Below are 26,007 nucleotides of genomic sequence, written 5' to 3'. Positions count from 1 at the left end.
TCGGGGGCGTGTTCCATGGGCGGATGACGACCGTACGACGTGCCGTGCTCACCCTCCCGGCGGCCCCGCTCGGCCCGGACAACCCGCTGCCGGCCCTCCGCGTCCCCGGCCCGGCGCACGCCCTCGGCCCCGAGGAGCTCGCCGCGCTGCCGCGCGAGATGGCGCGGGGCATCGGCCGGGCCCCGCTGCGCAGCCTGCTGCCCGCGCCGGTCCGCGACGGCTACGGCAGGGACCGCCCGGAGGGCGCCCTCGACGCCCTCGTCCTGGAGAACGACCGGCTGCGGGTCACCGTCCTGCCCGGCCTCGGCGGCCGGATCCACTCCCTGCACCACAAGCCGACCGGCCGCGAACTCGTCTACCGCAACCCGGTCTTCCAGCCCGCCGCCTTCGCCCTCAACGGCGCGTGGTTCTCCGGCGGCATCGAGTGGAACACCGGCGCCACCGGCCACACCACCCTCTCCTGCGCCCCGGTGCACGCGGCGACCGTGGCGGCGCCGGACGGCACCCCGATGCTCCGCCTCTGGGAGTGGGAGCGCCTGCGCGACCTGCCGTTCCAGGTCGACCTGTGGCTGCCGGAGGACTCCGACTTCCTGTACGCCGGCGTCCGCGTCCGCAACCCGCACGAGCGGCCGGCCCCCGTCTACTGGTGGTCCAGCACCGCCGTCCCCGAGCGCCGCCGGGTCCTCGCCCCCGCCGACGCCGCCTGGCACCACGGCTACGCGCGCGGCCTGCGCCGGGTCCCGGTGCCGGCCGGGCCGGACGGCACGGACCGCTCGCGGCCCGTGCGCAGCACCCACGCCGCCGACTGGTTCTACGACGTGCCGGACGGCCGGCGCCGCTGGATCGCCGCGCTCGACGAGGACGGCACCGGCCTCGTCCAGACCTCCACCGACGCGCTGCGCGGCCGCAAGCTCTTCGTCTGGGGCACCGGGCCCGGCGGCCGGCGCTGGCAGGAGTGGCTCACCGCCCCGGGCACCGAGGGGTACGCCGAGATCCAGGCCGGCCTCGCCCGGACCCAGCTCGAACACCTCGAACTCGCCCCGGAGTCGGAGCTGAGCTGGCTGGAGGCGTACGGGCCGCTGGCCGCCGACCCGGGCCCCGCGCTCGGCGCCGACTGGGCGGCCGCCCGCGCCGAGGCGGAGCGGAGCCTGGAGCGGGCGCTGCCCCGGGCCGCCGTCGACGCCGCCCACGCCGCCTGGCGCGAGCGGGCCGCCGACACCGACCCGGAGCCGGGCGCGGTCCTGGCGGCCGGTTCGGGCTGGGGCGCGCTGGAGGTGCTGCGGGCCGGTCACGCCCTCCCTGGCACGCCCTTCCCGGAGACCACCCTCGGTGCCGGGCAGGCGCCCTGGCGGGAGCTGCTGCGCACCGGCGTGCTGCCGCCGCCCGCGAAGGGCGCCGTGCCGTTCCCGCCGCAGGTCGCGCCGGCCTGGCGGGACATGCTGGAGACCGCCCCGGCGTCCCCGTCGACCGAGTACCACCTGGGCATCGCCCAGTGGCACGCGGGCGACCGGGCCCAGGCGGTCCGCAGCTGGGAGCGGGGCCTGGCCGGGGCGGCGGTCCGGTGGCCGCTGCTGTACTGCCTCGCCGTGGCCGACCGGGAGGAGGGGCATCCGGAGCGGGCCGCCCACCGCTTCGCCGAGGCGTGCGGGGAGCTGGAGGGGTCCGTGGACGGGCCGGCCGGGGCCGCCGCGACCGCCGCGCTGACCCGGGAGGCGGTCGACGCCCAGCTGGCGGCCGGCCGGCCCGAGCGGGCCCGCGCCCTGTGGCGGGGGCTGCCGGAGGAGGTCCGGGCGCGGGGCGCCTTCCGCTTCCTGGAGGCGAGGATCCTCCTCGCCGAGCGGCGGCCCGGCGAGGCCCGCGCCGTCTTCGACGCGGGCTTCGAGGTCCCGGACCTCCGCGAGGGGGCCGAGGTCATCGGCGAGCTCTGGTCCCGCCTGACCGACGAACCCCTCCCCGCCGCCTACGATTTCCGCATGCGGCCGTGAGGCTCCGGCCGGGTCAGGGCACCCGGCACAGGATCTCGCCGTGCGGCACGAAGAAGCAGGCGTCCTCCTGGGTGCCCCACTCGCGCCAGGCCTCGCCGATCTCCGTCAGCCCGGCCCGGGTGGCGTGGCCGCCCCCGACCGCCAGGTCCGCGTAGGAGGAGTCGACCGTGCGGTCCGCCCACAGGCCGCTCCACCAGGCCCGCTCGTCGGGGGTGGTGAAGGTCCAGGCGGTCGTGGTGGCGGTGACGTCGGTGAATCCGGCGTGCCGGGCCCAGGAGAACAGGCGCCGCCCGGCGTCGGGTTCGCCGCCGTTGGCGCGCGCGACCCGGTGGTAGAGGTCCAGCCAGCCGTCCAGGGCGGGCCGCTCGGGGTACCAGCCGAAGGCGCCGTAGTCGCTGTCGCGGGCGGCCACGATCCCGCCCGGCCGGCAGACGCGGCGCATCTCGCGCAGCGCCTGGACCGGGTCGCCCACGTGCTGGAGCACCTGGTGGGCGTGGACGACGTCGAAGGAGTCGTCGGGGAAGTCCAGGGCGTGCACGTCGGCGACCGCGAACTCCACGTTCTCCAGGCCCCGTTCGGCGGCCGTCGCACGCGCCTTCGCCAGGACGTCCCCGGCGGCGTCGACGGCGGTGACCCGGCCGGGGGCGACCAGCGCGGCCAGGTCGGCGGTGATGGTGCCGGGGCCGCAGCCGACGTCCAGCACGTCGAGCCCCGGGCGCAGCGATCCCAGCAGGTAGGCCGCCGAGTTGGCGGCGGTGCGCCAGGTGTGCGAGCGGAGGACCGACTCGTGGTGGCCATGGGTGTAGACGGCGGTCTCGTGGGCCTTCGGCCGCTCGGCGGCGTGCGTCATGGAAGCGACTCCCTCGGTGTGGGTGCGTGGTTCCACGGTAGGGCCATACTCCGCATCCTGAGACGTGCGTCTTGGGATGCGGACAAACAGTGAATGGCGTTCCGGTTCTACGGGGGTGCTGGGCAGGGCAGTTCGCGGCACGCCCGGGAGGGCCGGAAGGAGGACCCACGGATTGAAGTTGTCTTCTAGAAGGAAATTCCAATATGTTTCCCCGCAGGACGCGCGCCACGGGGGGCGCGCGTCGCGGCGCGGCCCGGCCCGTGGGGGGAACCCGGGCCGCCGCCGCGACCTCCCGGACACCGCCGCGACCTCCCGGCCGCCGCCGGAAGGCGGCCCCCTCCTGTGACAGCCTCGTGAACAGGCACTCCCCGACCGGCACCACCCGCCCCGCGCGCCCCTACGATCGGCCCGCCGCCGTCCGGCGGCCCGCCCCGCGACCGCGCCGAGGAGTCCCGTGCCGCACCCGTCCGAGCCCGTCCGCCGAACGCTCCTGAAGGCCTTCGCCGCCACCCCCGCCGCCGCGGCGCTCGGCGGACTCGCCGCCCCGGCCGCCGAGGCCGCCACCGCCGAGGGTCCGGCGGCGCCCGCGCCCCAGGCCGCCCCCGGCATCGTCAAGTCCCTGCCCGACCCGTACTTCACCGTGCGCGGCACCAACGCCGAGGCCCGCTTCGACGCCTTCGCCGACACCGGCTTCCTCACCCCCGCCGCCCGCTTCTTCGTCCGCAACCACACCTCCACCCCCGTCCTCGACGCCGAGGACTGGCGGCTCACGCTCTGGGGCGACGGCCTCCACGGACGCCGCCCCGTCCACTTCACCTACGGGCACCTGCGCGACCTGCCCTCCGTCACCCGGACGGCCCTCGTCGAATGCGCCGGCAACGGCCGCAGCCTCTACGCCACCCAGCAGGGCCAGACCGTCTCCGGCACCGCCTGGACCCTCGGCGCCGTCGGCGCCGCCCGCTGGCGCGGCGTCCGCCTCGGCGAGGTGCTGCGCCGCGCCGGACTCGCCCACGACGCCGTCGACCTGCTGCCGCGCGGCCTCGACGCCCCGTACGTCTCCGGCGGCACCGACTACGGCCGGGTCCGCCGCCCGCTGCCCGTCGCCAAGGCCCTGGACGACGTGATCCTCGCGTACGAGATGAACGGCGAGCCCCTCCCGTACGACCACGGCCACCCCGTCCGGCTCATCGTCCCGAACTGGGTCGGCATCGCCTCCGTCAAGTGGCTCGGCGACATCGAGGTCTCCACCCGCCCGCTGACCAGCCCCTGGTCCACCGACTGGTACCGCCTCCTCGGCGAGGCCCACCCGCCCGGCGGCAGCGCCCCGATCACCCGGCAGACCCTCAAGTCCGGCCACCAGCTGCCCTTCGGCGCCGCCCTGGAGGCCGGCCGCGTCCACCGGCTCACCGGCCGCGCCTGGTCCGCCCACGCCCCGGTCCGCACCGTCGAGGTCTCCGCCGACGGCGGCGCCACCTGGCGCCGCGCCCACCTCCACGACGCGCCCCGGCGCGGCGCCTGGGTCCGCTGGTCGGCGCCGTGGCGGCCCACCCGCACCGGACCCGCCACGCTCCTCTCCCGCACCACCGACGCCGCCGGGAACACCCAGCCCGACCGGGCCGTCCACAACACCCAGGGCTACCTCTTCGACGCGGTCGTCCGTCACCCGGTCACCGTCGTCTGAACGGGCGGGGGCGAGCGTTTGTACATATAAAGGGCACGGGGACGCCGTGCCCGGCGCCCCGTGCGCTCAGGAGGTACGGGACATGCGGGAGACGGCTCCGGAAGGCCGCGGCCCGGTGCGCTACGGACCTCCCGCGCCCGAGAGCGGCCGGTCCGTCCCCCCGGGGCTCGCCGCCCTCCTCGCGGCCGCCGCCGGACGGACCGACCCCGAACCGCCCGGCGGCGGACCGGTCCTCCGGGAGGCCGCCGCCGGCTACTGGTGGCGCCGCGGCCTGCGCGGCCACGGCGAGGACGTCCTCGCCGCGCCCGGCGCCCCCGCCCTGCTCCTCGCCCTGCTCGCCGCCCACGGCGGGGACGTGCTGCTGCCCCGACCCTGCCCCGCCTGGTGGACCCCGCAGATCCGGCTCCTCGGCCGGCCCGCGTACCACGTGCCCACCACCGCGGAGGCCGGCGGCGTCCCCGACCCGTACGCCCTCCTGGAGACCGTCCGCAGGGTCCGCGCCGAGGGCGGCGCCCCCAGGGTGCTGCTGCTCTCCGTCGCCGACGACCCCACCGCCACCGTCCCCCCGCCCGAACTCGTCCGCGAGGCCTGCGAGGCCGCCGTGGCCGAGGGCCTCCACGTCATCAGCGACGAGACCTGGCGCGACACCCTCCACCAGCCCCGGGACACCGTCCTCGTCAGCCCCGCCGAGATGTGCCCCGACGACGTCACCGTCCTCGCCGACCTCGCGGGCGGCGGACTCGTCCCCGCCTCCTGGCCCTGCGCGATCGCCCGCTTCCCGCCCACCGGCCCGTCCCGCGCCGACCGGTACGGCGACCCGCGCGCCCGGGCCCTCGACGCCCTCACCGCCCTCGGCGCGGTCCTCCCCGCCCCCCTCGCCCCCGCCGTCGCCCACGCCCTCGACGAACCCGAGGACGTCTCCGTACCGGCCCTGCGCGCCGCGGCCGTCCACGGCAGGCTCGCCGCCGCCGCGCACCGCGCCGTCCTCGCCGCCGGAGCCCTCGCCCGGCCCCCGAGGGCCGGGCGCCACCTCTACGCCGACCTCGGACCGCTCCGCCCCGGACTCGCCGCCGCCGGCGTCACCGACTCCCCGGAACTGGAGCAGCACCTCACCGCCCGCCTCGGCCGCCCCGTCCCCGGCGGCCACCGCTTCGGCGACGAACTCGGCGCCCTCCGCGTCCGCCTCGACACCGGCCCCCTCCTCGGCGACGGCCCGGCCGAGCGCGCCGAGACCCTCGCCTCCCGCGCACCCGAGCAACTGCCGCAGGCGGTCAGGGCCCTGGCCGAGCTGTCCGCCGCCCTGGAAGAACTCACCTGACCCCCGCCGCCCACCGCGCAGAACGGAGCCCGCAGATGACCGAACGGACGGCCCGCCCCGCCCCGGCCGCCGAGGCCCCGCACCGGGCCGCGCCCGCCGCGCTCCCCACCTCCGTGCTCCAGCCGCTCGGCCGGCTCCGCGCGGACTGGCCCCGCACCTTCGCCGACCGGCTCACCGCCCCCCTGCCCGGGGTCCGCGCCCTCGCCCGGCTCGCCCGCGAAGGCGCCGTCCGCCCCCGGCCCGAGGGCCTGCGGGACGTGCCGCTGCTCCCCTTCGAGCCGGGCCCGCTGCCGCCTGCCGGACCCGGCACGGTCGCCGTCACCTGGGCCGGGCACGCCAGCTGGATCGTCCGCGCCGGCGGTCTGACCGTCCTCACCGACCCCGTCTGGTCCCGCCGCATCTTCGGCACCCCGGCCCGGCTCACCCCGGTCGGCGTCCGCTGGGAGGACCTGCCCCCGGTCGACGCGGTCGTCATCAGCCACAACCACTTCGACCACCTCGACGCCCCCACCCTCCGGCGCCTCCCGCGCACCACCCCGGTCCTCGTCCCGGCCGGTCTCGGCCGCTGGTTCCTCCGCCGGGGCTTCACCCGCGTCACCGAGCTCGACTGGTGGGAGGCGGTGGAAGTGGACGGCGTCCGCTTCGACTTCGTCCCCGCCCACCACTGGTCCAAGCGGACCCTGTTCGACACCTGCCGCTCGCTGTGGGGCGGCTGGGTGCTCACCGACCCCGCCGGCCACCGCGTCTACTTCGCCGGGGACACCGGATACGGCCACTGGTTCGCCGAGATCGGCCGCCGCCACCCCGGCATCGACCTGGCGCTCCTCCCGATCGGCGCCTACGACCCCCGCTGGTGGCTCAGCGACGTCCACACCGACCCGGAGGAGGCCGTCCGCGCCCACCAGGACCTGGGCGCCCGCCGGATGGCGCCCATGCACTGGGCCACCTTCGTCCTCTCCACCGAGCCCGTCCTGGAGCCCCTCACCCGCGTCCGGACCGCCTGGGACCGGGCCGGGCTGCCCCGCGAGGACCTCTGGGACCTCCCGGTCGGCGGCTCACGCGTCCTCGTGCCGTAGGGTCCCGCGACGGCCGCCCCGCAGCCGCCGCCACACCGACGGCACCGCGCTGACCAGCAGCGTCAGACCCACCGCCGCCACCACGCCCTGCCACGGCTCCGGGAAGAGGGAGCCGCCCAGGATGCCGATCAGCTGGTACGTCGCCGCCCAGGCCAGACAGGCCGCCGCGTCGCCCCGGGCGAAGCGGCGCAGCGGCATCCGGGCCAGCAGACAGGCCAGCATCACCGGGATGCGGCCGGCCGGGACCAGCCGGGAGAGCACCAGCACCGACACCTGGTGGCTGTCGAGGCGCTCCTGGGCGTGGGCCAGCCGGTCCGCCGTCACCCGCGAGCGCAGCGCCTCCAGCCAGCGCGAACCGTTCCGCGACCGGACGCCCCGCTGCCCCAGCCAGTACAGCGCCAGGTCGCCGAGGAAGGCGGCCGCCGCCGCCAGCAGGAAGACGATGAGCAGGGAGAACGGGGAGGACTGGTGGAAGGCCACCACCGCCGCCGAGCTCACGATCGCCCCGGTCGGCACCACCGGCACCAGCGCCCCCAGCGCCACCAGCAGGAACAGCGAGGGGTAGCCGACCGCCTGCTGCGTCGACTCCGGCGGCAGGTCGCGGACCGCGGCGAGCAGTCCACCCGTCACCGGGCGACCTCCGGCCGCACCCGCTCGCCGTGCGTCAGCCGGTGCACCGTCACCTTCGGCGCGAGGAGGGCCGCCTGCCGCACGAACTCGTCCCCCGGCGCGTGGAACTCGTGGGGCCGGACCCCGTCCAGCCCGATCGGCCAGTACGTGCCGTAGTGCACCGGCACCGCCGCCGCCGGGGAGAGCTCCGCCAGCGCCCGCGCGGCGCGCCCCGCGTCCAGGTGCCCGTGCCCCAGGAAGGGGCCCCAGCCGCCGACCGGCAGCAGCGCCACGTCCACCGGGCCGACCGCCTCCGCCATCCCGTCGAACAGGCCGGTGTCGCCCGCGAAGTACGTCCGGGCCTCGCCCTCGACGACGTACCCGAGCGCGGGGGAGCGGTGCGGGCCGACCGGCAGCCGCCGTCCGTCGTGGAGCGCCGGCACCGCCCGGACCCGCACGCCCCCCACCACCACCTCGTCCCCGGCGGCCACCTCGGTCATCCGCAGCCCCGCCGCGGCGAGCCGGCGCAGCCCGGGGACGGCGGCGGGCGCGCCGCGCGGCACCAGCAGCCGCGTCCCGGGCGCGAGCCGGGCCAGCGAGGGCAGGTGCAGGTGGTCGGAGTGGAGGTGCGAGACGAGGACCGCCTCCGCGACGGCCGCCTCCGGGGGCGGCGGGGCGCCCCGCCGCCGGCGCAGGTGGGCCAGGCGCCGGGCGAACAGCGGGTCGGTGAGGAAGCGCACCCCCGAGTCCTCGACCGTGCAGGTCGCGTGCCCCCACCAGGTGACCTCCACCGGCATGCCGCCCTTCCCTCGCCCCGCGCGTTCCCTCCCGTCGAGAGTAGAGCCCCGGCGGCCCTCCCGTGCGGCACCGCCGGGCAGTAGGGTCGGCGCATGAACGACGTCCGGGTCGCGGCGATCGCCAGCCTCACCCCGCTCGAAGAACTCGATTCCTCCCCCTTCCTCGTCGACACCCGCGGCCAGCACGCGGTGTGCGCCCGCTGGGCCGTCGAACGGGGCTACGTCCTCGCCCGCCAGCTGCTCTTCTACGGCGTGCGCCCCGACCACGACGAGCTCTGGGCCGACGTCGAGTCCGGCGAGGTCGACCTCTTCGTCGCCGCGAACGAGGGCGTCCTGGCACGGGCCCTGACCTCGGTCCCCGCCTTCCGCGCGGAGTGCGCCCGCCGGGGCGTCCGGGTGGAGACGGCCGACGCCCCGGCGCCCGCCTACGACTCCGCGGCCAAGGCCGCGGTCCACCGGCGCCTCTCGATGCCGACCGCCGGCTACGACGGCACCTGACGCCCGGGCGTCCCTCCCTGCCCCGGGCGTCCCTCCACGCCTGGGCGTCCTCCCCCCCGGAGCCCCTCCCCGTGCCCGCCGATGTGCCCCTGCGCCTCACGTGGGTAGGTGTGTCAGGGTAGGGGGACGTTTGGGCGAAAGGCGACGGGTGGCGTGGGCGACGGGCGAAGGGCCGGGGGCGGCGAGCGCCGGCACATCACGGGCAGGACGGCGGTACGGGTGCTCACCGTGTGGGCCGTGTCGACGCTCACGCTGCTCGTCCTCGCCGGCCTGCTGCCGGCCTTCGAGCTCCAGTCCGCCGACGGGGACAGCCTGACCCGCACGGCCCTGACGGCCGCGTGGGCCGCGGGCGCCTTCGGCCTGCTGACCGCGCTCGTCTGGCCGCTGGTGGTCCGCGCGCTGCTGCTCGTCCCGGCGCTCGTCCTCGGCCTGCTCGTCTTCTTCCTGAACGGCTCGCTGCTGCTCGTCGCGCTCTGGATCATCCCGGACGGGCGGGGCGCCGCCGACCCGGAGACCGCCGTCGTCGTCGCCGCCGTGATGTCCGCCGTGGCGTCCGCGACCTCCACCGCGCTCGCCGTCCGGGACGACGACGCCTACCGCCGCCGGCTCTACCGGCTGACCGGCCGCACCCGCCCCCGCGACCCGGCGTCCGTCCCCGCGCCCCCGCCCGGCACCGTCTTCCTCCAGCTCGACGGCGTGGGCCACGAGGCGCTGCGGACCGCCGTCGCCGACGGACTGATGCCGACGGTGGCGGCCCGGCTGGAGGCGGGACACCGCCTCACCCCGTGGCGGACCGACTGGTCGAGCCAGACCGGCGCCAGCCAGCTCGGCATCCTGCACGGCAGCAACGAGGACGTGCCGGCCTTCCGCTGGTACGAGAAGGACACCGGCCGCCTCATGGTCTCGAACCGGCCGGCGAGCGCCGTGGAGCTCCAGCGCCGGGCCGTCCGCCGCACCGGCGACGGCGGGCTCCTCACCCTGGACGGAGCCTCCCGGGGCAACCTCTTCAGCGGCGGCGCCGACCAGGTCGCGCTCGTGCTGACGGTGGCCGCGCGCCGGGGCCGCAGGAACCGTTCGCGGGCCGGCTACTTCACCTACTTCGCCGACCCGGCCAACGCGGTCCGCACCGCCGGCTCCTTCGTCAACGAGGTCGCCCGCGAGGTGGCCCAGTCGAGCCGGGCGCGGCTGCGCCGCGAGACGCCCCGGATCCGGCGCGGCGGCACCTACCCCTTCGTGCGCGCCTTCGCGACGGTGATCGAGCGGGACGTGGTGGTCGCGGCGGTGATGGGCGACATGCTCGCGGGCCGCACCGCCGTCTACGCGGACCTCGTCGCCTACGACGAGGTGGCCCACCACTCCGGACCGCGCGGGCACGACACCGACCAGGTGCTGCGGCGGCTCGACCGGTCCCTCGCGCTGATCGCCCGGGTCGCCGAGCACGCGCCCCGGCCCTACCGGATCGTGCTCCTCTCCGACCACGGCCAGAGCCCCGGGGAGACCTTCGCGGGGGCGTACGGGCTGACGCTGAAGGACCTGGTCCGGGCGGGCTGCGGACTGCCGGTGCCGCGCCGGGTCGGCCGGACCCGCAGCGGCGCGGAGGCCCGCGACGCCGCCCGGGACGCGCTGCGCAGCGCCCTGCACCGGCCGGTGGAGACGGGCGAGGAGACCGAGCGGGAGCTGCCCGCCCGGCCGTCGGAGCCGGTCGTCCTCGCCTCCGGCAACCTGGGCCTGGTCTCCTTCCCGGACGTGCCGCACCGGATGACGAAGGAGGAGATCGACCGGCGCCACCCGGCGCTGCTGCGGACCCTCGCCCAGCATCCGGGGATCGGCTTCCTCCTGGTGGCGAGCGCCGAGCACGGCTCGGTGGTGCTGGCCCGCGACGGGGTGGAGGTCCCGGTGGCCGAGCTGACCGACGGCGGGCCGCTGGCGGTGTTCGGCCCCGGCGCGGCGGACGCGGTCCGGCGCACCGACGGCTTCCCGCACGTCGCCGACGTGATGGTCAACTCGATGTACGACCCGGCGACCGGTACCGTGCACGCCTTCGAGGAGCAGATCGGCTCCCACGGCGGTCTGGGCGGCGAGCAGGCGCGCCCCTTCCTGCTCGCCCCGCCGGAGCTGTCGCCGGCGGTCCCGGAGGGCGGGGAGCTGGTCGGCGCGGAGCAGGTGCACCGGGTGCTGCGCCGCTGGCTGCGCGAGAGCGACGGCCCGCAGGTGCCCCTGGAGCGGCCGGCGGCGACCCCGGAGCCCGGAGGCGCGCCGGAACCGGTCCCCCCGTCGGACCCGCCGGGGGAGTGGGCCGTGCCGGGCGCCGACCACTGACCCGGGCGGGCCCGCCACCCCCACCCGGACGGCGGCCCGCGGGCGCGCGGCCGGGACGGTGAATCCGGGGCCGGAGGCGTAGTCCAGGAGGGCGGATCTCCCGCCCGGACGGAGCGTCGGCGGGCCCGGCGGGGCAGGACGGATCACCGTGAGCCCCGCACTCCGAGCGGCCCACCCGACCGGGCCGCACCAGGCGCCCGCCACCCCGGCGGGCCGTCCGGCACGCGTCCGGAGGCTCCCCCCGCACCTCCCGTACCGCCGGCTCCTCCCCTTCCTCGCGCTCCTGTGCGGGGCGCTGCTCGCCGTCGTCGCCGCGCTCGGCGCGACCGGCACCGGCGGCCCCTCCGGCGCCGAACCGCGGCCCGCGAGCGCGCCCGCCGTCCCGGATCCCGCGGGCGAGACCTCCGAACCCGGCGCGGGGGAGGCCGGGCTCCCCGGCCGCACCAGGCACCGCCGGACCCGCGTGCGGCCCGTCCCGGCGCCCCCGGGCCCCCGGCGGTCCCGCACGCCCCCGAGCGCCCTCCCCGCAGCCGTACCCGCTCCGCGCACGCCGGCGCACCGGCGGGTGGTGATGCGCTGCTGAAGGCTCCCGCCCCCAGCAGCCCGTCCCCCCACCCCGCACCCGCGAGGAGCACCGCCATGCCGTCCGACCCGTACGCCGTCCTCCAGGCCCTGCTGCGCGCCGAGGCCGCACGGGGCCGCCGCGCCGCCGAGCACGAACCCGAACCGGCCCCCGCCCCCGCCACCGAACCGGCCCCCGGCCCGGCGCCCGCCCGGCCGCGCCCGCACCGCGAGCCCCCGCTCCACTGACCCGCGGGGATCCGGCCGGCCCGCGCGGCCGACCGGCCGGATCCCGACGGTCGCCGGGAAATCCCGTTTGCGCCCGCCCGCCGGGCCGTACGAGGGTGAGCGGATGACCTCGACCGACCGGAACGCCCGCCCCGATCGGTCCCCCGGGCCCCCCTCCGACCCGGTCCCCGGCCCGCGCCCCCGCACCGGGGACGAGGCCGCGCCCCGTCCCCCCGCGCCGCTCGTCCGGCGCGCCGCCGGCCGGACGCTCGCCCTCGCCCGGCGCCCCTACTGGGACCGGCCCAGCCCCGCCTACCGCGTCCGGCGGTGGCCGGACCTCACCGCCCTCTGCCTGGCCACCCTCTTCCTCTGGGCGAGCCTCAGCCCCTCCCTGGTGCCCCGCCCCTGGTACCTCCAGGGGATCGTCGGCGGCATCACCGCCACCCTCGGCTACGCCCTCGGCTCCACCCTCGCCTGGCTCTTCCGCACCCTCGTCCCCCGGCACCCGGGCGACCGGGTCCGCACCCGCTGCTGGCAGGCGTACTGGCTGCTCGCCCCGGTCGCGAGCGTCTGGCTGATCTCCGAGTCGGCGCGGACGCAGCGCCGGCTGCGGGTCCTCCAGGACCTGCCGCCCTCGCTGACCTGGCACACCCCGGTGATCGCCCTCATCGCCCTCGCGCTCCTGGCCCTCGCGCTGGTCCTGGCCCGGATCGTCCGGCTCGGCGCCGTCACGCTGATCCGGCTCCTCGGCCGGCTCCTGCCCCGGCCCGTCGCCTATGCCGCCGGCGCGCTGCTCACCGCGTTCGCGGTCCTCGTCGGCGTCCGCGACATCGTCTACGACCGGGGGATCGTCGACCTCGCCGACCGCATCGCCGCCGCCACCAACGGCGGCACCAGGGAAGGCATCGCGCGCCCGGAGTCCCGCCACGTCTCCGGCGGGCCCGGCTCCCTCCTCGCCTGGGAGTCCCTCGGCTACCAGGGCCGCAACTTCACCGGCTCCACCCCCACCCGCGCCGCGCTCACCGCCTGGAGCGGCCGTCCCTCCCGGGACCCCGTCCGGGTCTACGTGCCGTCCACCCCGCCCGTCGCCTTCTCCGACGACCGGCCCTTCGCCGCCCAGGCCGCGCTCGCCGTCCGCGAACTCGACCGCACCGGCGCCTTCGACCGGGCGGTGCTGGCCGTCGCCGGCACCACCGGCACCGGCTGGATCGACCCGAGGGCCGCCGAGGCCCTGGAGTACATGTACCGCGGCGACACCGCGATCGTCGGCGTCCAGTACTCGTACCTGCCGAGCTGGGTCTCCTTCCTCGTCGACAAGGAGAAGGCGGGACAGGCCACCCGCGCCCTCCTCGACGCCGTCCGGGCCCGTCTCGACACCCTGCCCGAGGACCGCCGGCCGAAGCTCGTCGTCACCGGCGAGAGCCTCGGCGCCTACGCCGTCGAGGCCTCCTTCGGCAGCCTGGAGGCGCTGCTCGCCGGCACCGACGGGGCCCTGATCATGGGACCGCCCGACTTCTCCCCGATCTCCCGCGAACTGCGCCGCGACCGCGACCCGGGCAGCCCGGTCTGGCGCCCGCTGTACGGGGGCGGCCGCCACGTCCGCTTCGGCCAGTTCCCCGCCGCCGACCTCGCCCGGCCCGCCGCCGCCTGGGAACACCCCCGCGTGGTCTACCTCCAGAACGCCTCGGACCCCGTCGTCTGGTGGTCGCCCGCCCTCCTCCTCGACCGGCCCGCCTGGCTCTCCGGCCCCCTCGGCCCCGACATCACGCCCGAGATCCGCTGGTTCCCCCTCGTCACCTTCTGGCAGACCTCCGTCGACATGGCCGTCTCGTACGGCGTCGAGGCCCCGCACGGGCACCGCTACGGCGCCGGGGCCGTCGACGGCTGGGCCGCCGTCGCCCCGCCCGAGGGCTGGACCGACGCCGACACCACCCGCCTGCGCGCCCACATCGGCCACCGCCCGGCCGCCTACTGACGGCCCGCGGGCCGCCGCCCCGCCCCTCCGCGGGAGCCGCGCGCCCCGGCATGACCTCCCGGGTAATCGACCCGCACCGGCCCCGGGCGGCACGCTCGTGTGCACCGGAACCCGGGCGGCGCACTCCGCCCGGGCGCCGGCCCCCGTCGCACGCACGACCCCTCAGGAGGGTGATCCGTCATGTCCCAGGCCCTGCTCGCCGGTCTCGCCCGCACCACCCGGCCGCACTCCGCGCTCCGCCGGTTCCTCGCCCTCGACGCCGTCGTCACCGGGGCCAACGGCCTCGCCTACGCCCTCGCCCCCGCCCCGCTCGGCGACCTCCTCGGCGTGGACTCCGGGCTGCTCCTCGGACTCGGCCTCCTCCTCACCGCCTACGCGGCGGGCGTCGCCTGGCTCGCGAGCCGCCCGCAGCCCCCCGCCCTCGGGGTCAAGCTGGTCGTGGACACCAACCTGCTGTGGGCCGTCCTCAGCCTGGTCGCCCTCGCCGCCTGGCTCGACCCCACCACCGCCGGGCTCGTCTGGACCCCGGTGCAGGCCGGCACCGTCGCCGGCTTCGCCCTCCTCCAGTGGGCCGCCCTGCGGGCCGCTACCCGCTGAGGGAGCGCAGGTACTCGACCGTCGCCGGGTCGGCCGGGAGCAGCGTCTCGATGGCCAGCTCGGCGACGGTCACGTCCATCGGCGTGTTGAAGGTCGAGATCGACGACACGAAGGACAGCACCCGCCCGTCGTGCTCGATCCGCAGCGGCAGCGCGAAGTACGGATACGGCTCCGGGTCCGGCACGTCGTGCGCCGACGGCTCCGGCAGCGGATACGCCGTCACCTCCTCGTACACCGCCCGCAGCGCGTCCGAGCGGGCGTAGGCGATCTGACGCTCCATCTGGGCCATCAGGTGCCCCCGCCACTCCCGCAGGTTGCGGATCCGGGGGGCCAGGCCCTCCGGGTGCAGGGTGATCCGCATCGCGTTCATCGGCGGCGTCAGCAGGTGCTCCGGCAGCCCCTCCAGGAGCAGTCCGATCGCCCGGTTGGCCGCCACCACCGTGTAGGAGCCGTCCACCACCAGCGCCGGGTACGGCTCGTACCCCCGGAGCAGCCGCGCGATGCCCTCCCGCAGCGTCCCCAGCTCCGGCGCGTCCAGCGTCGACTCCGTGTACCGGGGCGCGTAACCCCCCGCCAGCAGCAGGGCGTTGCGGTCCCGCATCGGCACGTCCAGGTGCTCGGCGAGCCGCAGGATCATCTCCTCGCTCGGCCGTGACCGGCCCGTCTCGACGAAGGAGATGTGCCGTGCCGAGGAGTCCGCGCGCAGCGCCAGCTCCAGCTGGCTCAGCCGCCTCCGCTCGCGCCAGCCGCGCAGCAGCGGCCCCACCCCCGTGTCGCTCACGACCGTCGTCATGCCCAGACGGTATCCCAGAGGGGTGCCCCGGGTACCTTCCCCCCGGGGCCACATCCGCACCCCTTGCCCCGCAGCCCGCACCACCGACCGGAGGGAGCACCCCCGTGCCCACGCAGCCGCTGTCGCAGAAGGAGATCGAGGACCGACTGCGGGAGCTCCCCGGCTGGTCCGTCGAGGACGCCCGCCTGGTCCGCTCCTACCGCCTCGCCGACCACTTCGCGGCCACCGCGCTCGTCGTCCACGTCGCCCAGATCCAGCAGGAGCTGGACCACCACTCCGATCTGACGCTCGGCTACGACTCGGTCGCCCTGTCCGTCCACACCCACTCCGCCGGCGGCGCCGTCACCGCGAAGGACTTCGCCCTCGCCGAGCGCGTCGAGAGCATCGCGCCGGTCCACGGCGCCCGCTGACGGACCGTCCGCCCCGGCGGGAAGGCCGTCCCCGTACGATCGCCGGCATGGCGGACACCCTGCTCGACTACGAGGCCGAGGCGGCCCACTACGACGCGACCCGGGGCGGAGTGCCCCGGGCCGAGGCGGCGGCCGGCGCCGTGCTGCGGCTGCTGCCGCCCGGCACCGGCACCCTCCTCGACCTCGCCTGCGGCACCGGCCTGGTCACCGAGCGGATCGCCCGGCCGGGGCTGCGCGTCGTGGGCGCCGACGCCGCCCGCGCCATGCTGCTGACCGCCGGCCGGCGCCTTCCGGGCCGCGTCGTCCGCGCCGACGCCCGCCGGCTGCCGTTCCCCGACGCGAGCCTCGACGCGGTCTGCGCCGTCTGGCTGCTCCACCTGGTGCCGTTCACCGCCGAGATCGTCGCCGAGGCCGCCCGGGTGCTGCGCCCCGGCGGCGTCCTCGTCGTCACCGTCGACAAGGACGCCGCCCACGACGTCGGCAGCGACATCGACGCCCTGCTCCGCCCGCACCGGGCGGCCGGCGCCGCCCACGACGGCGCGGACCGCGTCGCCGCCCTCGCCGCCGCCCACGGCCTGGTCCCGGCCGGCTCCGCCACCTTCACCGGCCACGGCCAGGGCGCCACCCCCGCCGCCACCGCGCGCAGGCTCCGCGCCGGGTACTACGCCTCCTGGTACCGCGGCGAACCGGCCGCCACCGAGGCCCTCGCCGCGGCCCTGGCGGCCCTCCCGGACCGGGACCGGCCCCGCCCGGCCCCGGAGTACCGCCTCCGGGCCCACGCGAAGCCGCCCGCGGCCCCGTCCGCCTGAGCGGAGGGGCGCCTCCTAGACCGCCGGCCGGCCCCCGGACAGTTCGAGCCCGCGGCCGGCGAAGCGCTCGCGGAACTCCCGGTCGTGCGAGACCGCGACCACCGCGCCGGGGAAGGCGGCGACCGCCTCCTCCAGCTCCTCCACCAGCGCGGGCGCGAGGTGGTTCGTGGGTTCGTCGAGGACCAGCAGCTCGGCGGGACGGGAGACCAGCAGGGCGATTTCGAGACGGCGGCGCTGTCCGGCGGAGAGCGCCGCCACCGGCACGGCCAGGTCCTCCTCCCGCAGCAGCCCCAGCGCCAGCAGCTCCTCCGCGTGCTCCTCGGCGGGGCCCGGCCGGCCCTCCGCCCAGACCGCGAGGGCGGTCCTGCGGGTGGGGGAGTGCGGCAGCTCCTGCGCGAGGTGTCCGACCCGTCCGGCGTGGCGCACCACCCCGGCGTCCGGGGCGAGTTCACCGGCCAGCACCCTCAACAGGGTCGTCTTCCCGGCCCCGTTGGGCCCCGAGACGAGCAGTCGCTCGCCCGCTCCGATCCGCAGGCCGTCCACGGCGAGCCGGTCGCCGACGACGACCCCCTCCAGCTCCACGACCGGCCCGTCGGACGGCCCGGCGTCCGACGGGCCGGCGAACCGCCCGCCGAAGCGCAGCGGTTCGGGCGGCGCGGCCACCGGTTCCCGCAGCAGCTCGTCGAGGCGCCGCCGGGCCGTCCTGACCTGCCCGGAGAGCTTGTTCTCGCTGGAGCGGCGGTGCTTGCCGAAGCCCTGGCGCGGGTCCTTCCCGGTCACCGCGAGCCGCTGCCCGGCCGCCGCGACCAGTCCCTCCGTCCGGGCCACCTCCTCCCGCCACTCCAGGTGCTCCTGCGTCCGGCGGCGCCGCTCGGCCGCCTTCGCGGCCCGGTAGCCGGCCCAGCCGTCCCCGTACCGCAGCACGGTCCGCAGGTCCCGGTCGACCTCCAGGACGGTGGTGGCGAAGCCGGTGAGGAAGGCCCGGTCGTGGGTGACGACGAGCGCGGTGCCCCGGTGCGCGGCGAGCCGGCCGCGCAGCCAGTCGACGGCGTCCCGGTCGAGGTGGTTGGTCGGCTCGTCGAGGAGGAGCAGCTCGGCGCCGGAGGAGAGCACGCAGGCGAGCGCGAGCCGGGCCTGCTCGCCGCCGGAGAGGGTGGCGAGCGGCCGGTCGCCGGTGACGTGCCCGAGGCCGAGGGCGTGCAGGGAGGAGGCGACACCGGCGTCGGCGCTGTAACCGCCGCGCTCCTCGAAGCGGTCGAGGAGTTCGCCGTACGCGGCGAGGGCGTCCGGCCCCGCGTCGCCGAGCCCCGCCTCGGCCTCCCGCAGCTCCGCCTCCAGGGCGCGCAGCCCGGCGAGGGCGAGGTCGACGGCGTCCTGGACGGTGTCGTCCGGGCCGACGGGGTACGTCTCGGGAAGCGTCTGGGCGAGCCGGGCGACGGAGCCCGGGAAGCGGACGAGGACCTCGCCCTCGTCGGGGGTCAGGGCGCCGTCGAGCAGACGGAGCAGGGTGGACTTGCCGGAGCCGTTCTCGCCGACGACGACGGCCTTCTCGCCGGGGCGGACGGTGAACGAGACCTGGTCGAGGACGCGGCGGTCCCCGAAGGCGACGCCGACCTGACGGAGGGAGAGCTGGGCGCGGTCGCGCATGGGTGGATTCCTCTGACGGATGCGTGGAAGGAGGGCACACGAAACCGGCGCGCGACCGCGACGGCGGCCGCACTGCCGGCATCCGGAATCAGAGGAAGTAGTAGGAGAACGCACCCATGGGCCCAGGCTAACAGCCGACCCGGACGCAGCCCCGGGATTTTCGCCCCGGAGCCCGGAGCCCGGAGCCCGGAGCCCGGAGCCCGGAGCCCGGGACGGCGGGCGGCGGGCGGCGAACGGCGGGACGGCGGGCTACCCCTCGGCCAGGAAGCGGGCGAAGGAGCGGGGTTCGCGTCCCAGGACCCGCTTCACGCCGTCCGTCGGCTCGGCGTTGTGCCCGTCGAGCAGCGTCCCGAAGAGCTCCGCGAGCCACCGCGCCTCCGGACGGGGCAGGCCGAAGCCGGCCAGCAGTTCCGCGTAGGCCCCCGGCTCCACCGGCGTGTACGTCACCGGGTGCCCCCACGCCCGGGAGAGCTCGGCCGCCACCTCGGCGAAGGTCACCCCGCGCGGACCGGTCAGCTCGTGGACGAGCCCGGCGTGGGCGTCCGACCGCAGCGTCTCCACCACCACGTCCGCGAGGTCCGCCACGTCGACGAACGGCTCGGGGGTGTCCCCGGCGGGGAAGACCAGCTCGCCCGCCCGCACGCCCTCCGCGAGCAGCCCCTCGGTGAAGTTCTGCGCGAAGAACGACGCCCGCACCAGGGCCGGTTCGACGCCCGCCGCCGCCCGCAGCGCCTCCTCCGCCGCCTCGGCGAGCGGCTCGCCCCGACCCGACAGCAGCGTCAGCCGCCGGACGCCCGCCCCGGCCGCCGCCGCCCCGAAGGCCGTCATCGCCTCCACCGCGCCCGGCGCCGCCAGGTCCGGGTGGTAGTTCACGTAGGCCGCGTCCGCGCCCGCCAGCGCCGGACCCCAGCCCGCCGGGTCCTCCCAGTCGAAGCGGACCGGGCCCGACCGCGAGCCCGCCCGCACCTCCACTCCGCGCGCCGCGAGCCGCTCCGCCACCCTGCGCCCGGTCTTCCCCGTCGCACCCGTCACCAGCACCGTACGGACCGTCATGGTCTGCTCCTCCCGTGTCCCGCCGCGTCCTTCGCGATGCCCCCAGACTCCCGCCGCGCGGCCCCCGCGCCCATGCTCCGGCGGCTCGGCCGCATGCGCGTGCGTCTACGCTGCGGGCCATGGACGCACTCGCCGGACTGCTCGACGGGCCCCGCGCCAAGGGCGCCTTCCTGCTGCGGATGGTGATGGAGCCCCCGTGGTCCGTGCGGATCGAGGACGGTGCCCCGCTCTGCCTGATGTGCGTCACCGGCGGCGAGGCGTGGATCGCGCCGGCCGCCGGTGACCCCGTGCCGCTGCGCCCCGGCGACGTGGCCGTGATGCGCGGCCCGGAGCCGTACACCGTCGCCGACCTCCCGGACCGCCCGCACACCGCGCGCGTGGGACCGGGCGGCGCCTGCACCACCCTCGCCGGGGAACCGCTCGCCGAGGCCATGAGCCTGGGGGTGCGGACCTGGGGCAACGCCCGCGACGGCGGCACGACCGTGCTCGTCGGCACCTACCGGATGGACGGCGAGGTCGGCCGCCGCCTGCTCGACGCCCTGCCGCCGCTGGTCCACCTCCCCGCCGGGCTGTGGCGCTGCCCGCTGATGCCCTTCCTCGACGAGGAGATCGCCCGCGACGAACCGGGCCAGAGCGCCGTCCTCGACCGCGTCCTCGACCTGCTCCTGATCGCCGCCGTCCGCGCCTGGTTCGCCCGCCCGGGGGCCGAGCCGCCCGCCTGGTACCGGGCGATGGGCGACCCGGTCGTCGGCCGCGCCCTGCGCCTCCTCCACGCCGACCCCGGCCGCCCGTGGACCGTCGCCTCCCTCGCCGCCGCGGCCGGGGTGTCCCGGGCCGCGCTGGCCCGCCGCTTCACGGAGATGGTGGGCGAGCCGCCGATGACGTACCTGACCGACTGGCGGCTCGCGGTCGCCGCCGACCTGCTGCGGGAGGGCGACGCCACCCTGGACTCCGTCGCCCGCCGGGTCGGCTACGGCAGCGCCTTCGCCCTGAGCGCCGCCTTCAAGCGGGTCCGGGGCGTCAGTCCGCAGGAGCACCGGGCCGGCGGCTGACGACACGTTTGCCGTACCGGCAACTTTTCTCGCGTTTCCGGCGGGGTCCGGCGCAGGCTGGTCCCATGACCCAGCATCGTGAACCCCACGCCCGCCACGGGCACGGACACCAGGACGGCCCCGCCTCCGGCCACGCGCACGGCCCCGGCCCGTCCCACTCCCACGCGCACGGCGACGGCGCCGAGCTCGACTGGGGCAGGCTCGCCCCGCTCCTGGAGCGCCAGGCAGAGGTCGCCGGCACCGCCTACCGCGAGGCCGCCGCCTGGATCGGCACCCTCGTCCCGGCGAGCGGCGTGCGCCGCCTCCTCGACGTCGGCAGCGGTCCCGGCGTCGTCACCGCGCTGCTCGCGGAGGCGTTCCCGTACGCCGAGGCCGTCGCCGTCGACGCCACCCCGGAGCTCCTGGAGCGGGCCCGGGGCCGCGCCGAGGCCCAGGGACTCGGCGCCAGGGTCTCCACCCTCCGGGCCGAACTCCCCGGCGAGCTGGGCACCCTGGGCGAGGCCGACCTGCTGTGGGCGGGCAACTCGCTGCACCACATCGGCGACCAGGGGGCCGCGCTCGCCGGCTTCGCCGAACTGCTGCGCCCCGGCGGCCTGGTCGCCCTCGTCGAGGGCGGACTGCCCCTGCGGCACCTGCCCCGGGACATCGGCACCGGACGCCCGGGCCTGGAGGCCCGCATCGACGCCGAGCACGCCGGCTGGTTCGCCCGGATGCGCGCCGAGCTGCCCGGTGCCACCGCCGAACCGGACGACTGGCGGGCCCTGTTCACCGCCGCCGGCCTCACCCCGGCCGGCACCCGCACCTTCCTGGTGGACGTGCCGGCGCCGGTCCCGCAGGTCGTCCGCGAGCTCGCCGTCAGCCACTTCGAGCGGCTGCGCGAGGGTCTCGGCGACCACCTGGACGCCGAGGACCGCGCCACCCTCGACCGGCTCCTCGACCCGGCCGAGGCGCACTCCCTGCTCCGCAGGACCGACCTCTTCCACCTGACGGCCCACACGGTCCACACCGCCCGCAAGGGCTGAGCCGCGCGGGCCGTCCGGCGCGGGTCAGGAGGGCACCGGCTCCAGCCGCCACCACTGGAACGGCGAGTCGGTGTCCTCCCCCTGGCGGATGTCGGCGCCCTCGGCCGCCGAACCGTCCGCCACTTCGAGCAGCAGCCCGCTGACGAAGGCGACCAGGGCGACCGTCCCGGGCGACTGGACGTCCTGCTCGATGATCCACTCCTGGGCGCCGAAGTTGTTCGCCCGCCACTGCTGGACGAGCGCGCCCGGCTCGGTGGAGGCGTTCACCACGTCCAGCCGCTTGCCGCTGGCCGCGTTGACCAGGTGGTACAGCCCACCGCCGTTCGGCACCGCGGAGACCCGCCAGTGCTGCCCCGGGGCGTCCGTCGCGGCACCCTGCTGCACCTTCGCGCCGCCGCGCCGGGAGCCGGCGTACACCTCCAGGAGCAGCCCGCTGCCCACGTTCCTGACCCGGTACAGCCCGTCCGGGACGGGGGCCGGACCCCCGTCCCGCGTTCCCCCCACCGGGTGCCTCAGGCGCCCACGTGGAACTCGGCCGGGTCCGGGCCGAGCCGCCGGCCCTCGTCGAGCGCGGCGAGCGCGGCGACGTCCTCCGCGTCCAGCTCGAAGTCGAAGACCTCGATGTTCTCGCGGATGCGGGAGGGGGTCACCGACTTCGGGATGACGACGTTGCCCAGCTGGAGGTGCCAGCGGAGCACCACCTGGGCGGGGGTGCGGTCGTGCTTGCGGGCGACGGCGACGAGCGCCGGGACGTCGAGCAGCCCCCGGCCCTGGCCCAGCGGCGACCAGGCCTCGGTCGCGACGCCGAGCCGCGCGTGCAGGGCGCGGGCCTCGGCCTGCGCCAGCTGCGGGTGCAGCTCGATCTGGTTCACGGCCGGCACCACCGAGGTCTCGGCGACCAGCCGCTCCAGGTGCTCGGGGAGGAAGTTGGAGACGCCGATCGCCTTGGCGCGGCCCTCGGAGAGGATCTTCTCCAGGGCGCGGTACGTGTCGACGTAGGTGTCCTTCGCCGGCAGCGGCCAGTGGATGAGGTACAGGTCCACGTAGTCGAGGCCGAGGCGGTCGAGCGAGGTGTCGAAGGCGTGGAGGGCGGCGTCGTGGCCCTGGTCGCTGTTCCACAGCTTGGTGGTGACGAAGAGCTCCTCGCGGGGGATCCCGGAGGCGGCCAGGGCCTGCCCGGTGCCCCGCTCGTTCGCGTAGACCGCCGCCGTGTCGATGGAGCGGTAACCGGCCTCCAGGGCGGTGGCCACGGCCTTCACCGCCTCGTCGTCCGGCACCTGCCAGACGCCGAAGCCGAGCTGCGGCATCGCCACGCCGTTGTTCAGGATGACCGAGGGGACCTTGCTGTCCGTGCTCACGTGGGATGGATCCTTACGTCGTCGTGGTCGTACGCGGACGGGCGCGCGCGCCCGTCCCCCGGGTCCAACGATCACCCGCCCCGCATCATTCCGGCGACCGCGCCACGGCTCCCGCCGGCCGGAAGACCCCGCCGGCCCGGCGCCCCCCGGTCGTCCGCCCCGGCGCCCCCCCGGTCGTCCGCCCCGGCCGCCCTCGGCCGCACGGCCTCGGCCGTACCGCGCTCCGGCATCGGACCGTGCCCCGGCCTCGGCCGTACCGTGCCCCGGTCTCAGCCGTACAGCGCCGCGACCTCCGCCGCGTACGCCCGCTCGATCGCCTTCCGCTTCAGCTTCAGCGACGGGGTGAGCAGCCCGTGCTCCTCGCTGAAGGGGTGGGCGAGGATCCGGAAGGTCCGGATCGACTCGGCCTGCGACACCAGGGTGTTCGCGGCCACCACCCCGCGCCGGATCTCCGTCTCCAGGTCCGGGTCGCGGACCAGCTCGGCGGCGGAGAGCGGCGGCCGGCCCTGGATGGCCAGCCAGTGGTCGACCGCCTCCTGGTCCAGGGTGACCAGGGCCGCGATGTACGGGCGGTCGTTGCCGACGACCAGGCACTGGGCGATCAGCGGGTGCGCCCGCACCCGCTCCTCCAGCCCGGTCGGCGCCACGCTCTTGCCGCCCGAGGTCACCAGGATCTCCTTCTTCCGCCCGGTGATCGTCAGATAGCCGTCCGCGTCGAGCGAGCCCAGGTCGCCGGTGGCGAGCCAGCCGTCGCTGAGCACCGCGTCGGTGGCCGCCGGGTCGCCCAGGTAGCCGGAGAAGACCTGGCCGCCGTGGAGCCACACCTCGCCGTCCTCCGCGATGTGCACGGTCGTGCCGGGCACGGGCAGGCCCACCGTGCCGTACTTGACCCGGCCGGGCGGGTTCGCGGTCGCGGCGGCCGTCGACTCCGTCAGGCCGTACCCCTCGAAGACGGTGACGCCGGCGCCGGCGAAGAAGAGGCCGGTCCCGCGGTCCATCGCCGATCCGCCCGACATCGCGTACCTGATCCGCCCGCCGAGCGCCTCGCGCACCCGTGCGTAGACCGTCCGGTCGAAGAACTGGTGCTGGACCCGCAGCGCCGCCGACGGGCCGGGGCCCTGCCCGAAGGACTTGAGCTCCAGGGCCTCGGCGTACTTCACGGCCACCTCCACGGCCTTGTCGAAGACGCCGCCCCGGCCGTCCCCCTCGGCCCTGCGCCGGGCCGCCTGGAGGATCTTCTCGAAGACGTACGGCACGGCGAGGACGAAGGTCGGCCGGAAGGACACCAGGTCGGGCAGGAGCGCGGAGGCGGTCATCGACGGCTGGTGCCCCAGCTTCACCCCGCCCCGCACCGCCGCCACCTCGACCATCCGCCCGAAGACGTGGGCGAGCGGCAGGAAGAGCAGGGTGGAGGCCCGGTCGCCGGTGCGGGAGCGGAAGACCGGCTCCCAGCCGGCGAGCAGGGTGTCCGTCTCGAACATGAAGTGGCCGTGGGTGATCACGCAGCCCTTGGGGCGCCCGGTGGTCCCGGAGGTGTAGATGACCGTCGCCACCGACTCGGGGGTCACCGCCCGCCGGTGCCGGTGCACGACCTCCTCGTCGATGGCCTCCCCGGCCGCGGTCAGCTCGGCGACCGCGCCGAGCCCGGTGTCCTCGCCGGGATCCAGCTGCCACAGCCGCTGGAGCCGGGGCAGCCGGTCGACGACGGAGCCGATGGTCATGGCGTGGTCCTCGTGCTCCACCACGCAGGCGGTGACCTCGGCGTCGTGCAGCATCCAGTGCACCTGGTCGGCGGAGGAGGTCGGGTAGACCGGCACGGGCTGGGCGCCGAGCGCCCACAGAGCGAAGTCGAAGAGGGTCCACTCGTAGCGGGTGCGGGACATGATCGCGACCCGGTCGCCGAAGCGGACCCCGTGCGCGATCAGCCCCTTCGCCAGTGCCAGCACCTCGTCCCGGAAGCGGGCGCAGGTCACGTCCCGCCAGGAACCGTCGGCCGTCCGGCGCCCGAAGGCCACCGCGTCGGGGGTGTCGGCGGCGCGGGCGAAGACGGCGTCCGCAAGGCCGCCGCTGAGCGGAGCCGCCGCGACGGGCGGCACGGTGAACTCGCGCACGGACCTGGTCCTCCCTCGACGGCTCGGTGGCTGAAAGGGGCCGCTGTCACGGCTGCGGCGCCGTGACCGTACCCCACCCGGAGCGGCGGCGGCAGGACCTTCACCAAGCCGCGACATTCGCCGTTCGCACAGGTCAGGGCAGGTGGGCGGGCAAGTGCTGGACGGCAGGGGTCCGTTGCGTACCGACCGGTACGCCCGCGGGGCCCGAAGTCTCCACGGAATCCCTACCGCCCGCGCACGCGCCCGTGACCGGCCGGTATCCGCCGCGGCCCGTCAGCCCGGCCGCCGCAGCCCGTCGCCGCCCTCCAGGATCGCCTCCGCCAGCGCGTCCGCCGCCTCCTGGCTCGCCCCGCCGCGCCGCCCCTTGCGCAGCACGAAGTCCACCCCGCCCAGCTCCGGCAGCCCCGACCGGGCCGGCACCGGCACCAGGCCCGGCGGGACCAGGCCGCGCGCGTGGGCCATCACTCCCAGCCCCGCGCGGGCCGCCGCCACGTTGGCGCTCAGACTGGAGCTCGTGCACGCGATCCGCCAGGCGCGGCCCTCCGCCTCCAGGGCCGCCAGCGCCCGCGCCCGGGTGATGCCCGGCGGCGGGTAGACGATCAGCGGCACCGGCCGCTCCGGATCGAGCCGCAGCCCCGGCGCCCCGATCCACACCAGGACGTCGCTCCACACCGGGACCCCGCCGTCGCCGTCCGCCCCGGCGCCCCGCTTGGCCAGGATCAGATCCAGCCGGCCCGCCGCCAGGCGCGCCTGGAGCGTCCCGGAGAGACCGACGGTCAGCTCCAGGTCCACCTCGGGGTGGGCGCGCCGGAAGGACTCCAGGATCTCCGGCAGCCGGGTCGCCACGAAGTCCTCCGAGGCCCCGAAGCGCAGCCGGCCGCGCAGCCGCGTCCCGGTGAAGAAGGCCGCCGCCCGCTCGTGCGCCTGGAGGATCGTGCGGGCGAAGCCGAGCATCGCCTCGCCGTCCTCGGTCAGCTCCACGCTGTGGGTGTCCCGGGTGAAGAGCGGCCGCCCGGCCGCCTCCTCCAGGCGGCGCACGTGCTGGCTGACGGTCGACTGGCGCACCCCGAGCCGCCGCGCCGCCCGGGTGAAGCTCAGCGTCTGGGCGACGGCGAGGAAGGTCCGCAGCTGGGTGGGCTCGTACACCCTCCGACGTTATCGCGTTCCGTGATGACAGTCAGAGGGCTGTACGGGATTCCCGATGACCGTGCCGTGGACCAGGATGGGAGGGCGCGCCGGGCCCGACAGGGCGGCGCAC

At 77.1% G+C, this 26,007-nt stretch carries 24 protein-coding genes; 14 read left to right on the top strand and 10 right to left on the bottom strand.

The window, feature by feature from the left end:
* Positions 1-23: 23 nt before the first annotated feature.
* Positions 24-1,985, top strand: a complete 1,962-nt coding sequence (locus tag IE287_RS09240; RefSeq protein ID WP_189848438.1) for a DUF5107 domain-containing protein — start codon at positions 24-26, stop codon at positions 1,983-1,985.
* A gap of 13 nt (positions 1,986-1,998) precedes the next feature.
* On the opposite strand, the gene IE287_RS09235 is transcribed toward IE287_RS09240, so the two are convergent.
* Entirely contained in the window at positions 1,999-2,835 is an 837-nt protein-coding gene (locus tag IE287_RS09235; RefSeq protein WP_189848437.1) for a class I SAM-dependent methyltransferase, read from the bottom strand.
* A gap of 454 nt (positions 2,836-3,289) precedes the next feature.
* Between IE287_RS09235 and IE287_RS09230 the strand changes: the two genes are divergently transcribed.
* From IE287_RS09230 to IE287_RS09220, 3 genes are all read left to right on the top strand, one after another.
* Complete coding sequence (locus IE287_RS09230) at positions 3,290-4,516, top strand: sulfite oxidase (RefSeq protein WP_189848436.1); 1,227 nt, start codon at positions 3,290-3,292, stop codon at positions 4,514-4,516.
* Between the two features lie 82 nt (positions 4,517-4,598).
* The gene (locus IE287_RS09225) at positions 4,599-5,834 is read left to right on the top strand and encodes an aminotransferase class I/II-fold pyridoxal phosphate-dependent enzyme (protein ID WP_189848435.1); all 1,236 of its coding nucleotides are present in this window, start codon (positions 4,599-4,601) and stop codon (positions 5,832-5,834) included.
* A 35-nt stretch (positions 5,835-5,869) separates the two neighbouring features.
* Entirely contained in the window at positions 5,870-6,910 is a 1,041-nt protein-coding gene (locus tag IE287_RS09220; RefSeq protein WP_189848434.1) for an MBL fold metallo-hydrolase, read from the top strand.
* Here IE287_RS09220 and IE287_RS09215 read toward each other — a convergent pair.
* The gene (locus IE287_RS09215) at positions 6,890-7,540 is read right to left on the bottom strand and encodes a DedA family protein (RefSeq protein WP_229883358.1); all 651 of its coding nucleotides are present in this window, start codon (positions 7,538-7,540) and stop codon (positions 6,890-6,892) included. The genes IE287_RS09220 and IE287_RS09215 overlap by 21 nt on opposite strands.
* Positions 7,537-8,316, bottom strand: a complete 780-nt coding sequence (locus IE287_RS09210; protein WP_189848433.1) for an MBL fold metallo-hydrolase — start codon at positions 8,314-8,316, stop codon at positions 7,537-7,539. The genes IE287_RS09215 and IE287_RS09210 overlap by 4 nt, the downstream gene beginning before the upstream one ends.
* Positions 8,317-8,409: 93 nt before the next feature.
* Between IE287_RS09210 and IE287_RS09205 the strand changes: the two genes are divergently transcribed.
* From IE287_RS09205 to IE287_RS09180, 6 genes are all read left to right on the top strand, one after another.
* Positions 8,410-8,814 (top strand): recombinase family protein, encoded by a 405-nt coding sequence (locus tag IE287_RS09205; RefSeq protein WP_189848432.1) that lies wholly within the window; start codon positions 8,410-8,412, stop codon positions 8,812-8,814.
* 153 nt (positions 8,815-8,967) lie between these two features.
* Positions 8,968-11,133 (top strand): phage holin family protein, encoded by a 2,166-nt coding sequence (locus IE287_RS09200; protein WP_189848431.1) that lies wholly within the window; start codon positions 8,968-8,970, stop codon positions 11,131-11,133.
* A 148-nt stretch (positions 11,134-11,281) separates the two neighbouring features.
* Positions 11,282-11,716: a hypothetical protein gene (locus tag IE287_RS09195; RefSeq protein WP_189848430.1), complete on the top strand. Its 435-nt coding sequence runs from the start codon at positions 11,282-11,284 to the stop codon at positions 11,714-11,716.
* Positions 11,717-11,772: 56 nt separating this feature from the next.
* Complete coding sequence (locus IE287_RS09190) at positions 11,773-11,943, top strand: hypothetical protein (RefSeq protein ID WP_189848429.1); 171 nt, start codon at positions 11,773-11,775, stop codon at positions 11,941-11,943.
* 103 nt (positions 11,944-12,046) lie between these two features.
* Entirely contained in the window at positions 12,047-13,897 is a 1,851-nt protein-coding gene (locus IE287_RS09185) for an alpha/beta hydrolase (protein WP_189848428.1), read from the top strand.
* Positions 13,898-14,077: 180 nt separating this feature from the next.
* Positions 14,078-14,494, top strand: coding sequence for a hypothetical protein (locus IE287_RS09180; RefSeq protein WP_189848427.1), 417 nt, complete (start codon positions 14,078-14,080; stop codon positions 14,492-14,494).
* On the opposite strand, the gene IE287_RS09175 is transcribed toward IE287_RS09180, so the two are convergent.
* Positions 14,484-15,287: a helix-turn-helix domain-containing protein gene (locus tag IE287_RS09175; protein WP_189848426.1), complete on the bottom strand. Its 804-nt coding sequence runs from the start codon at positions 15,285-15,287 to the stop codon at positions 14,484-14,486. The genes IE287_RS09180 and IE287_RS09175 overlap by 11 nt on opposite strands.
* 104 nt (positions 15,288-15,391) lie before the next feature.
* Here IE287_RS09175 and IE287_RS09170 point away from each other — a divergent pair, with 104 nt between their 5' ends.
* Both IE287_RS09170 and IE287_RS09165 read left to right on the top strand, forming a co-directional pair.
* Complete coding sequence (locus IE287_RS09170) at positions 15,392-15,697, top strand: 4a-hydroxytetrahydrobiopterin dehydratase (RefSeq protein ID WP_189848425.1); 306 nt, start codon at positions 15,392-15,394, stop codon at positions 15,695-15,697.
* A gap of 59 nt (positions 15,698-15,756) precedes the next feature.
* On the top strand, positions 15,757-16,506 hold the full coding sequence (locus tag IE287_RS09165) for a class I SAM-dependent methyltransferase (protein ID WP_189848640.1): 750 nt from the start codon (positions 15,757-15,759) through the stop codon (positions 16,504-16,506).
* A 15-nt stretch (positions 16,507-16,521) separates the two neighbouring features.
* On the opposite strand, the gene IE287_RS09160 is transcribed toward IE287_RS09165, so the two are convergent.
* Both IE287_RS09160 and IE287_RS09155 read right to left on the bottom strand, forming a co-directional pair.
* Entirely contained in the window at positions 16,522-18,153 is a 1,632-nt protein-coding gene (locus tag IE287_RS09160) for an ABC-F family ATP-binding cassette domain-containing protein (RefSeq protein ID WP_189848424.1), read from the bottom strand.
* 249 nt (positions 18,154-18,402) lie between these two features.
* On the bottom strand, positions 18,403-19,206 hold the full coding sequence (locus tag IE287_RS09155) for a Rossmann-fold NAD(P)-binding domain-containing protein (RefSeq protein ID WP_189848423.1): 804 nt from the start codon (positions 19,204-19,206) through the stop codon (positions 18,403-18,405).
* 119 nt (positions 19,207-19,325) lie between these two features.
* Here IE287_RS09155 and IE287_RS09150 point away from each other — a divergent pair, with 119 nt between their 5' ends.
* Positions 19,326-20,258 (top strand): AraC family transcriptional regulator, encoded by a 933-nt coding sequence (locus IE287_RS09150; protein WP_189848422.1) that lies wholly within the window; start codon positions 19,326-19,328, stop codon positions 20,256-20,258.
* Between the two features lie 65 nt (positions 20,259-20,323).
* Positions 20,324-21,280: a class I SAM-dependent methyltransferase gene (locus IE287_RS09145; protein ID WP_189848421.1), complete on the top strand. Its 957-nt coding sequence runs from the start codon at positions 20,324-20,326 to the stop codon at positions 21,278-21,280.
* A 24-nt stretch (positions 21,281-21,304) separates the two neighbouring features.
* Here IE287_RS09145 and IE287_RS09140 read toward each other — a convergent pair whose 3' ends face one another.
* The 4 genes from IE287_RS09140 to IE287_RS09125 all read right to left on the bottom strand — a co-directional run bounded on the left by IE287_RS09140 (position 21,305) and on the right by IE287_RS09125 (position 25,895).
* The gene (locus tag IE287_RS09140) at positions 21,305-21,784 is read right to left on the bottom strand and encodes an RICIN domain-containing protein (protein ID WP_189848420.1); all 480 of its coding nucleotides are present in this window, start codon (positions 21,782-21,784) and stop codon (positions 21,305-21,307) included.
* An 8-nt stretch (positions 21,785-21,792) separates the two neighbouring features.
* On the bottom strand, positions 21,793-22,587 hold the full coding sequence (locus tag IE287_RS09135; protein WP_189848639.1) for an aldo/keto reductase: 795 nt from the start codon (positions 22,585-22,587) through the stop codon (positions 21,793-21,795).
* Between the two features lie 320 nt (positions 22,588-22,907).
* The gene (locus IE287_RS09130; protein ID WP_229883356.1) at positions 22,908-24,749 is read right to left on the bottom strand and encodes an AMP-dependent synthetase/ligase; all 1,842 of its coding nucleotides are present in this window, start codon (positions 24,747-24,749) and stop codon (positions 22,908-22,910) included.
* A 273-nt stretch (positions 24,750-25,022) separates the two neighbouring features.
* Positions 25,023-25,895 carry a LysR family transcriptional regulator gene (locus IE287_RS09125; protein ID WP_189848418.1) on the bottom strand — a complete coding sequence of 291 codons (873 nt, stop codon included), beginning with the start codon at positions 25,893-25,895 and terminating at the stop codon, positions 25,023-25,025.
* Positions 25,896-26,007 lie beyond the last annotated feature (112 nt).

The sequence above is a fragment of the Streptomyces omiyaensis genome, assembly GCF_014650895.1.
In the GTDB taxonomy this organism is placed as follows: Bacteria; Actinomycetota; Actinomycetes; order Streptomycetales; family Streptomycetaceae; genus Streptomyces; species Streptomyces omiyaensis.
This window is presented reverse-complemented; position numbering and strand designations above follow the sequence as displayed.